Origin of the sequence: Acinetobacter sp. YH01020 (assembly GCF_013420275.1) — a bacterium.
In the GTDB taxonomy this organism is placed as follows: domain Bacteria; phylum Pseudomonadota; class Gammaproteobacteria; order Pseudomonadales; family Moraxellaceae; genus Acinetobacter; species Acinetobacter amyesii.
Window position 1 is genome coordinate 19,555 of the sequence record NZ_VOYN01000046.1, and the last position, 10,422, is coordinate 29,976.

Below are 10,422 nucleotides of genomic sequence, written 5' to 3' on the forward strand. Positions count from 1 at the left end.
AGTGACAATCGATTCGACTGGGATTAAAATATTGCAACTTCGGATAAGGGTAATTAGAACATGCTAGCAGCAGCAGAAGCTTTAGATCGTTTAAAGAAAGGGAATCAACGTTTTGTAAACGGTGAAACGAATCACCCGAAGCTTTTGACGCATCAACAACGTGCTGAAATGGCCGAAAGCCAAGAACCTTTTGCGATTATTTTAGGATGTTCAGACTCACGTGTTCCTGCTGAAATGGTATTTGACCAAGGCTTAGGCGATTTATTCGTGATTCGTGTTGCAGGTAATATTGTGGCACCGTCTCAAGTCGGTAGCGTGGAATTTGCAGCAGAAAGCTTTGGATGTCCTGTGGTCATTGTATTGGGTCATACACACTGTGGCGCGATTCATTCTACGATTGAAGCTTTAACTAACCCTGCGACACCACCATCAGCGAACTTGATGTCGATTGTGAACCGCGTTCGTCCATCTGTAGAAATACTTATGCAAACTGAATTGAAAGATGACCTTGAAAAACTTTCAATGCATGCAGTACGTTCAAACGTTTTTGCATCAGTGAATCAACTTCGTCATGGTTCAGCAGTCCTCGAAAACTTAATTGCGCAAGGCAAATTAAAAGTGGTGGGCGCTGAGTATTCACTCGAAACGGGTGAAGTAAGCTTCTACGATTTCTAAGCAAATTACAGTAAAGACAAGATATTAAAAAAGGCGCTCATGAAGCGCCTTTTTTTATGAACCGATTTTCACCAACTAAATTTATAAGCTTGCTTTGATCAATGGATAAGCATTGTTCAGCAAAATTGTTTGCGCTTTGGCATTCGGGTGGATCTGATCTTGTTGCATTAAGTTTTTATGTCCCGCAACCCCTTGCATAAAGAAAGGCAATAATTTGACTTTGTACTGTTGGCTCAACACTTGATAGTTATTTTCAAAAGCTTGGCTATATGCCTTGCCATAATTCGGTGGAATTTTCATTCCAAATAAAATGACTTTCGATTTGGCCTGTTGGCTTTTTTGAATCAGCTGCGCTAAATTTTTTTTAATTTGTGCAGGGGGCTGTCCGCGTAAACCATCATTACCACCTAACTCAATCACCACAAGGTCTGGACGATGAGTTTGCAACAGTTTAGGCAGTCGTGCCAAAGCACCACTGGTGGTTTCACCGCTGACACTTGCATTGACCACTTTATGTTGTTTCGGATACTGTTGGTCTAGACGTTTTTGTAATAAGTGGACCCAACCTTGCTGCACTGAAACACCATAACCTGCACTTAAGCTATCGCCCAAAATCATGATGGTTTTGGCAGAGAGCAGCATCGGGCAGAACATCAGTGCAATAGCCAGCAAGTAACTCAATAGACGATTATTTTGAATGCGATTTTGCATATAGGGAAGATATGACCCAACTCACGACAGATGTTGACATCATGCCACAGGCGATTATTTCTGCACAGCAATTGACACAAAAGATACAACTTCCACAAAAACAGTTATCGATCTTCGAACAACTCGATCTTGAAATCTTTGCAGGGGAACAAGTTGCGATTACTGGTCGTTCTGGTTCAGGTAAATCCACCTTGTTGGGTATTTTGGCGACCTTAGATCAGGCCAGTTCGGGACAATTACGGGTCTGTGGTCAAGACATTCATCTATTAAATGAAGAACAGCGTGCTCAAGTCCGTTTGGCTCATATTGGATTTGTCTTTCAGTCTTTCCAGTTGTTGCCACATTTAACGGCTCTGGAAAATGTCATGCTGCCGCTACGGCTACAAGCAAATTTTCAGGTCAAAGCCGCAGAAGAAAAAGCATTAAAACTGTTAGCAAAGGTCGGACTAGAACGCCAAGCGCATCAAGCTCCTAAAGTTTTATCCGGTGGTGAGCAGCAACGGGTTGCGATTGCCCGTGCTTTGGTGAGTGAACCCGATCTGATCTTTGCAGATGAACCGACAGGTAATTTAGACAGTGCAACGGCACAGGAAATTGAACAACTGTTATTTCAGTTAAATCGTGAAATGGGAACCACTTTGGTATTGGTGACGCATGATGCCGATTTGGCCCGTCAATGTCAGCGCCATTTTGAATTGGTCAATGGTCAATTGATTGAGCATCGAACAGGAGATGCTGCATGAATCTTTTGGCATTGTTTCGACCACTCTTACAACTGAGTTTTAAAACCACGGGTGTGTATTTATTATTGATCGCACTAACCTTGGCGATCAGTGCCACCACGGCTTTAAAGTTTAGTAATGTACAAATTCAAAATGCTGTAGCGCTACAAGCTGCTGAAATGTTGGCAGCAGATTTGGTGCTGACAGCCAATGAACCAATTCCACAAGAGTGGCAACAACAAGCCAAAGCACAGCAATTAAAACAATCGAATGTCACGCTATTTAGCAGTATGGCGCACACCGATCAGCAATTTGTCATGGTCAATGTCAAAGCCGTTGATGCTGCATTTCCATTAAGAGGTGAACTTGAAACAGAACCGAAACTAAACCGTTCCATACAAGCAGGTGAGGTTTGGTTAAGTCCGCGTGCCATGGATTTGTTGGGCGTAAAGGTTGGAGATCAGATCAATATTGCTGATGCTGCTTTTCAAGTCAGTGCCAAAATCATTCATGACACCAATCAGGAACTCGGTTTCAGTGGCTTTTCACCGACGGTTATGATTGCGCAGTCTGAAGTGGCGAGAACCAATGCCATCCAAGTCGGGAGTCGGATTGAATATCGTCTGTTAATGGCAGGAGATGCACAAAATACACAGCGATTTGAAAAACTGTATAAGCAGAAATTTGGCGATCAAAGCGAAGGCCGTTCCGCTAACTCAGATCATGCGCAGGTTCAAGATGCAGCTCAAAGCAGTTTAAAACTGAGAAATGCCAGTGAAGGCAATACCCGCTTGATGAAGCCGATTGCCAATCTTGAAACGTTTTTACAAATGGCCAATATTTTAACCATTTTACTTTGTGGCATCGCCATCGCATTAACCAGCCAGCGCTATGTACAACAAAATCAAGATGCTATTGCACTGATGCGCTGTATTGGATCGACCAAACAGCAAATATTAAGTGCTTATCTGGCTTTACTGTTGGTTGTACTCGGGCTTTCAATCCTGTTTGGAAGTTTGATTGGTCTGGGATTGGGCTATGGCTTATTGCAACTGATGCTACAGCTGATTCCAAATTTACAATTAGAGTTTTCAGCCCTGTCTATGCTGCTTGGCCCGCTTCCAATTGCAATATTCACCAGTACGATTGTGTTATTAGGATTTGTTCTTCCAAGTCTTTGGCAATTATTAGGGACACCGCCGGCACGAGTGATACGACAACAAGAGCGTTCTGTACGTTCCATGCTTTGGATGCTCAGTTTCGGCACACTCAGTTTGGTGGTGTTTTGTGTGGTTTTAACTGAAAATTTACAACTCACCCTGTGGCTGATTTGCGCAATCATCTTCCTGTGTATCGGCTTATATATGATGGTCTGGCTCAGTTTAAAGGCCTTGAAAAGTTGGGGGACGAAAATCTCAGCGTATATACGCACACCGTATCAAACGGCATTTCAAATTACCGCATTGGCATTGGGGCTAAGTTTGATCACGGTTTTAGCGGTATTGCGTACAGATTTACTGGAACGTTGGCAACAACAATTGCCACTAGGGACACCTAACCAATTTGTCTATGGATTACCGCCATTTGAGTTGCAGGATTTTAACCAACAACTCAAGCTGCATGGTTGGCAAGGGACGCCGATGTACCCGAATATTCGTGGGCGTTTAGTTGCCAAAAATGATCTCCCTTTTTCTGATGCCTTAATTAAAAGCAATAATTCATTACGCCGTGAATTGAATCTTACGCAGGCTGCAACTTTTCCGAAAGATAATCAAATTATCGCGGGCAGTCAGCACTTTCAACAGGTCAATGAAGTATCGGTAGAAGTGAAAACCGCACAAGAGCTGGGTATTCAAATTGGAGATCGACTGAGTTTTAGCCTACCTGAAGGGATTTTACAAGCCAAGGTAATTAACCTTCGCAGTGTGGAGTGGGAAAGCTTTAGTCCAAACTTCTTCTTTATTTTTTCTCCCCAAACCATGGATGAAAATGCTGGCAGTTACTTGGGGAGTTTCTATGTTCCACCGCAAGATAAAAATCAGTTAATTGGTCTGATTCAGCAGTTTTCGAATACCGTGTTTATTGATGTTAGTCTGATTTTGGATGAGATCAAACGCATCGTCAGTGTATTGGTTCAGATTATTACCATCTTGGCGCTGTTGGTGAGTATTTCAGGCATTTTAGTTTTGGTTGCATGTTTGAACTTATTTATGGATGAACGCAAAAAAGAAGTGGCATTACTGCGTTCCTTCGGCAGTTCCAAGCAAAAACTAAAGTCGATGCTCAGTTTGGAAGTAGGGCTAATGGGACTAATTTCAGGTGTTGTAGCATGTATTTTTGCCGAAGTGATCAGTGCGATTGTCAGTTATAAAATGGAACTGGTCATCCAGCTACATGCAGAAATTTGGTTGATCCTCCCACTGGTCATGACCTTAGTCTGTACATTGATCGGACGTTATCGCTTAAGTTATCTTTGCGACATCCCACCCTTAGAAAGCTTACGTGAACTAAATAGTTAAGGGGGGAGATGGTTAACAGCCGAGCAAGTTAAGAGTGGAGCAGGAACCCAGTGCGCAGTCCAGGTTTAGACATGATTTGATGTGTTTTCAACATATCTGTGTTGATAGCCACAGGGTTCATTCCACTGTTTAACGTGCTGCGAGAGATTGCTTCATCAGCAGGATAAAGTGTTCCCAAAGCGGTAAAATCGGTTGGATTAATTGTTGGCAATGCAGATAAAACAGGTAGCATCCGACAGCTGCGGCGATTAGACCGATCATTTGAATGATTAGGGATTGATGTAATTTTTGTCCCACATACCAAATGAAAGCCAAGGCAGCGCCCATCAACATGCCGCCAATATGCGCGGCATTATTAATCCCACTAATCATAAAGCCCATCGCGAGGTTAATCCCCATCACCATTAATAAGGTTTTTTTATCCAGATAAAATTGCTGTTTAGGTAACATAGGGAGCAGAGAAATAATCGTCAGCGCGGCACCCAGTCCCATCACTGCACCCGATGCACCTGCACCAATACTCGGGAAAAGCTGCTGATTGGCTGCACCTTCGGCCAATAATGCATAGCTGTCTTGAATGGTTAGATAACCACTCAATAAACTTCCCATCAGTCCTGCTAAAACATACAGGCCGAGGAAATAGAAACGACCTAACATTTGCTCGGCAACACTGCCAAAAATATACAAAGCCCACATATTCAACATCAGGTGAATCAGGCCAAAATGAAAAAACATACTGCTGAATAAGCGGATGGGTTCCTCTAAAAAGGTTAAAGGTGCATAATCAGCACCCCAACGCAAAGCATTCAGTGTGTCGGGTTGGCTAACGTTCATTCCATGCAACACTTGCCAGCCAAAGAGTCCAACATTGATGGTAATTAAGAGTGCCGTGATCCACCACAGTTGGATTTGCAGCTTACGGGTTGATACAGCAGGAGGGCTGAGTTCAGACATGCTATTCTTGTACTGTGTCAAAATATTTAAAAATAAGCTTAACATGAAAAAACAGAATTTCTGGAGTAACACACTGACATGAAAGCCTTTATTGTTCGTACATTGTTAATTCTTGTCAGTCTTGTGCTTTTGGTGCAGCTTTGGATCTTTGGTAGTCTAGTGTGGTGGCGTACGCATCCTGTGGAATCGACGATGATGATGCGTTTAGATTATTGGTCTGAGCCATCCAAACCGATTAAACACGAATGGCGTGATTACGACCAAATCAGTGATTATGTCAAACATGCTGTTGTTGCCGCTGAAGATGGCAAGTTTTTACAACATAAAGGTTTTGATTGGGAAGGCATGCAAAATGCTTTAGAACGCAATAAAGATAAAGGCAAAGTGGTTGCAGGCGGATCCACCATTTCTCAGCAATTGGCAAAGAACTTATTTTTATATAATAAGCGTTCATTTATCCGCAAAGGACAGGAAGCCGTTGCAACATGGATGATGGAGCGCATGTGGACGAAGCAACGCATTTTAGAGGTATATCTCAACTCGGTTGAGTTTGGGGACAACATCTATGGCGTAGAAGCTGCAACACAGCACTATTTTGGTAAAAGTTCACGGAGTTTAAGCCGAGAGCAAGCGGCATTTATTGCGGCTATTTTACCCAATCCAAAATATTATGATGAAAATCGACAAGATCGTAAGCTAAATTATCGTAAGCGCATGATCCAAAAATATATGCGTTATAGCCATATCCCAGATTAAGAACAATCGACACACCCGTCAAATGGCATGGCAGCGATTTGAATTACAACAAAAAGCTCATCTTTATGGGCTTTTTTTATGAAATTGTCACAAATTTGAAGCATACTAAACTGAGTACAGCACACATTTTTTAATATGGGTTTGAAATGAATACCGCAGCTGAAGTCGCGCAAGTACCAACTGAATATACTTATAATGATCGTTATATCAATCGAGAGTTATCGATTCTCGACTTTCATCTGCGTGTGCTCGAACAAGCGGTTGATCCGATACATCCATTACTTGAACGCATGAATTTCTTGCTGATCTTTTCACGTAACTTAGACGAATTTTTTGAAATTCGTGTTGCGGGAATGATGGAACAGTTAGACTTAGGTAATGAAAGCCGCAGTCCAGATGGCTTAACACCAAAACAAGTATTAGATGAAATTTCTGCGACAGCGCATGCGGCAATTGAGCGCCAGTATCGTATTTTAAATCAAGAAATTTTACCCAAACTGCGTGAAGAAGATATTTGCTTCTTACGCCGTGGGGAATTAACGCCTGCACAATCGGCTTGGGTAAAAAAGTATTTCCAAGAGCAAGTTGCTCCAGTCTTAACGCCAATTAGCTTAGATCCCGCACATCCATTCCCTCGCTTGGTCAACAAGTCGTTGAATTTTATTGTGACTTTAGAAGGGAAGGATGCGTTTGGCCGTCAGATTGACTTAGCCGTTGTACCTGCACCACGTTCGCTGCCACGTGTCGTTCGACTCCCTGATGAGTTAACCGGTGGCAAAGAGCATCATGTGATGCTATCGGCAATTATTCATGAACATGTCTCTGATTTGTTCCCCGGCATGACGGCGACGGGTTGCTACCAATTTCGCGTGACGCGTAATGCCGATTTGGCTTTAAATGAAGATGTTGAAGATTTGGCTAAAGCCCTCAAAGGTGAGTTGAATTCACGTCGTTTTGGTCGCGCCGTTCGCTTGGAAGTGACAGAAAATTGTCCGCAGCATATTTATGAATATTTGCTTGATGAATTCGATTTAGAAGAAGAGCAACTCTATAAAGTGGATGGGCCGGTTAACCTTGCACGTTTACTGTCAAACTTTAAACGTCCACATCTACGTTATGACGCGCATATTCCAGTTATTCCGAAAGTACTCAAAAAATCTGAAAACATTTTTAGTGCGATGCAAAAACAAGATATTTTGCTGCACCATCCCTTTGAATCATTCGCACCGGTAATTAATTTACTGCGTGAAGCTGCACGTGATCCACAAGTTTTGGCCATTAAACAAACGCTTTATCGAAGTGGCGCAGATTCGGAGATTGTGCAAGTTTTAGCGGAAGCAGCACGTAATGGCAAAGAAGTCACCGCTGTAATTGAGCTTCGAGCACGATTTGATGAAGAATCAAACATTGCTGTGGCTAATGTATTACAAGAAGCAGGCGCAGTTGTCGTGTATGGCATCGTGGGCTATAAAACTCATGCCAAAATGATTTTGGTGGTACGCCGCGAAAACAATAAATTGGTGCGATATGTGCATTTAGGTACGGGCAACTATCATGCGGGAAATGCGCGTATCTACACGGATTACGGTCTATTAACCACAGATAAAGAACTCTGTGAAGATGTACATCGTATTTTCCAAGAATTGACCGGTATGGGTAAAATGGCGAAGCTAAAAAAACTGCTGCATGCGCCATTTACCTTACATGCTCAACTGATTAATTATATTGATAATGAAATTAGCAATGCTAAAGCGGGTAAGTCTGCGCAAATTATAGTCAAGGTTAATGCATTAACAGAAGTTCAGTTGATCAATAAACTGTACGAAGCGTCACAAGCAGGTGTACAGATTGATTTAATTATTCGTTCTATTTGTTGTTTGCGTCCAGGTTTACCGGGGCTGTCTGAAAATATTCGCGTGCGCTCTATTGTTGGGCGCTTTTTAGAGCATACTCGAGTGTATTATTTCAGTAATAATGGTGATTCACGTATTTTTTGTTCAAGTGCAGACTGGATGGATCGTAATTTATTTAATCGCGTGGAAGCCTGTTTCCCAATTGAAGATCCAGCCTTGAAAAAGCGTATTTATCAATTAGGTTTAGTGAATTACCTAAAAGATAATCAGCAAGCTTGGTTGCTCCAAAGTGATGGGCGTTGGATTCGTACGCATGTTCAAGAGGGTGAGGAAGCACACAATTCACAGCATGTGCTTATAGAAGCATTTAAATAAATGCGTTAGAAAAGTAAAAGGGAGCAATACTCCCTTTTACTTTTTTAATTTATAAGTTTTTTGAATCATTTATCTGAACTAAATTTAGCTGTAGCTACTAATTTTTCGGTAGATATTTTTAACAAAACCATCAATTTGATACGTTGAAAGTTTTAACTCACGGACCATCTGCTCTTGAGTCGCACTATGGCTGACCATATCTAAAATTTGGTATTCAGCTGGATTTAGACTGAGCTGTTTCGGCGCTGCATTTTGCGGACTAAAAGTTTCACTCAATAAAAATTTTGCAAAACTTGGGTGCAGGGCAGCGCCACCTCTTAAAATGGTTTTCAGCTGGTTATAAGTGTCTTCAATTGGCTGTTGAATCAACATATAGGCAGTTGCACCTAACTGAATCGCATGTAAAGTTAAATCGGCAGACTGTTCATTGACTAAAATGATGAGATTACTCGAAGGATAGATTTTCTTAATTTTATGGATGAAAGAGATATCAGACTGTTGAGTGACCACTAAAAAGATTAAATTGGGCAATTGATTGAAAATTTGCTGTTCCGCATCTGCTAAATTTTCTGAAAATGTAATGAGGTCTTCAGGATAACCGAGGTCTCCTAAGATGTTAAACAGCACTGTTTTTGAAGTCATCGATTGATGATCAATAATCAAAACGGGTACTGGTAATAAAAATTCACTCATCATACATTTCGCTCATTTATTATTTTAATCAAATTGCATTTCCATAATTTGCACGAATGCGAATCATAAAAATATACCTAGAAGTTGGGATTTATACATCAAAATATAATTAAGTTATTGTGATTTAATAGAATTTAAATAGCGTATATTTTTGGTGTTTTTCATTATTTTGAATGAAAAGATTTATGGTTTTTTGTTTTTAATTTTAGATTTATTGGTTAAATAACAATTAAATTTGTATTCGGATTGAAAAAAATAATCGAAATGTGAATATCGTATTTTGACAACGGATAAATTGGACTGTTTCCGATATGAATTTATTTCTATCTATTGCTTAGTTATTTTAAATATAAAGCGTAGTAAATATTTAAAATAATGTGATTGATTTTTAGTCAACATTTATTCTATAGGACCTTATTTTCAATTCGCCTACTTTATCTAAAATACCTGAAACTAGTGATTTTAACGAAGGTTATATTTTAATAAGATGTATTTATCTTCTTACTTATCTGGCTAGTGTGAAGATATTATCGAGGCGATGAATTGAGATATACATCAAGTCATATATTACCTTATCAGGCTACCTATTTGGGTTAGCCTTTTCTTTTTTCTAGATGCTGTATTTCATTTTTTAACTGATGTTATATAGTAACATCAGAAGCGCGATTTGATTTAAATAAAAACCGATATGCGTAAGGCCATCCGCAAGTGTTTGAGACAGGATGACTTCTAATCAAAAATGTTTTTGCGATACTTTGAATAAGTAGACGCTAGTGAACGAGTTTTGCGGTGAGGAGCATTGCTCTGCAAGATGGTTTTCTTACGAAGCGCACTTCTCATTTTGCCGAATGAAGAAACAACGTTTCGTAAGAGTACCTCCAGCCGAAAACTAATCTCTTTATTCAATCCCTAGATGTAAGATTCCATCGAATAGATTTAAAAATGCGAAATTACTTTTACGTGAGTAACATCAGTTTTTAAATTAATATTAACTTCTGCCAAATAAAAAAAGAGAGCACAGGGCTCTCTTTAATTTTCACCTCTGTACACGACAAATTTCATAGGATCCTTGTCCTATCAGGCTTTTTCTTTCTTAAAATTGCTAGCACTTTCTTAAATTCTTCTTTTTTTCCAAAACCAATCAAACGTAGAATAGCCATTTGA

The 10,422-nt window shown here is 40.4% G+C and carries 8 protein-coding genes; 5 read left to right on the top strand and 3 right to left on the bottom strand.

Annotated features, from left to right (window positions below; all coding sequences use genetic code 11):
• Positions 1-60: 60 nt before the first annotated feature.
• On the top strand, positions 61-675 hold the full coding sequence (locus FTT85_RS14605) for a carbonic anhydrase (RefSeq protein ID WP_078189941.1): 615 nt from the start codon (positions 61-63) through the stop codon (positions 673-675).
• 81 nt (positions 676-756) lie between these two features.
• On the opposite strand, the gene FTT85_RS14610 is transcribed toward FTT85_RS14605, so the two are convergent.
• Complete coding sequence (locus FTT85_RS14610) at positions 757-1,386, bottom strand: arylesterase (RefSeq protein WP_180164100.1); 630 nt, start codon at positions 1,384-1,386, stop codon at positions 757-759.
• Positions 1,387-1,397: 11 nt separating this feature from the next.
• On the opposite strand from FTT85_RS14610, the gene FTT85_RS14615 reads away from it, so the two are divergent.
• Complete coding sequence (locus FTT85_RS14615) at positions 1,398-2,129, top strand: ABC transporter ATP-binding protein (RefSeq protein ID WP_111884437.1); 732 nt, start codon at positions 1,398-1,400, stop codon at positions 2,127-2,129.
• Positions 2,126-4,627 (top strand): ABC transporter permease, encoded by a 2,502-nt coding sequence (locus tag FTT85_RS14620; protein WP_180164098.1) that lies wholly within the window; start codon positions 2,126-2,128, stop codon positions 4,625-4,627. The genes FTT85_RS14615 and FTT85_RS14620 overlap by 4 nt, the downstream gene beginning before the upstream one ends.
• 129 nt (positions 4,628-4,756) lie before the next feature.
• On the opposite strand, the gene FTT85_RS14625 is transcribed toward FTT85_RS14620, so the two are convergent.
• Positions 4,757-5,581: a rhomboid family intramembrane serine protease gene (locus FTT85_RS14625; protein WP_180164096.1), complete on the bottom strand. Its 825-nt coding sequence runs from the start codon at positions 5,579-5,581 to the stop codon at positions 4,757-4,759.
• A 78-nt stretch (positions 5,582-5,659) separates the two neighbouring features.
• On the opposite strand from FTT85_RS14625, the gene mtgA reads away from it, so the two are divergent.
• Both mtgA and ppk1 read left to right on the top strand, forming a co-directional pair.
• On the top strand, positions 5,660-6,337 hold the full coding sequence (gene mtgA / locus FTT85_RS14630; RefSeq protein ID WP_078193019.1) for a monofunctional biosynthetic peptidoglycan transglycosylase: 678 nt from the start codon (positions 5,660-5,662) through the stop codon (positions 6,335-6,337).
• A gap of 146 nt (positions 6,338-6,483) precedes the next feature.
• Positions 6,484-8,565, top strand: coding sequence for a polyphosphate kinase 1 (gene ppk1 / locus FTT85_RS14635; protein ID WP_180164095.1), 2,082 nt, complete (start codon positions 6,484-6,486; stop codon positions 8,563-8,565).
• A gap of 84 nt (positions 8,566-8,649) precedes the next feature.
• Here the strand turns inward: ppk1 and FTT85_RS14640 are convergent, their stop codons facing one another.
• Positions 8,650-9,258 carry a DNA-binding response regulator gene (locus FTT85_RS14640; RefSeq protein ID WP_218955490.1) on the bottom strand — a complete coding sequence of 203 codons (609 nt, stop codon included), beginning with the start codon at positions 9,256-9,258 and terminating at the stop codon, positions 8,650-8,652.
• Positions 9,259-10,422: the final 1,164 nt, after the last annotated feature.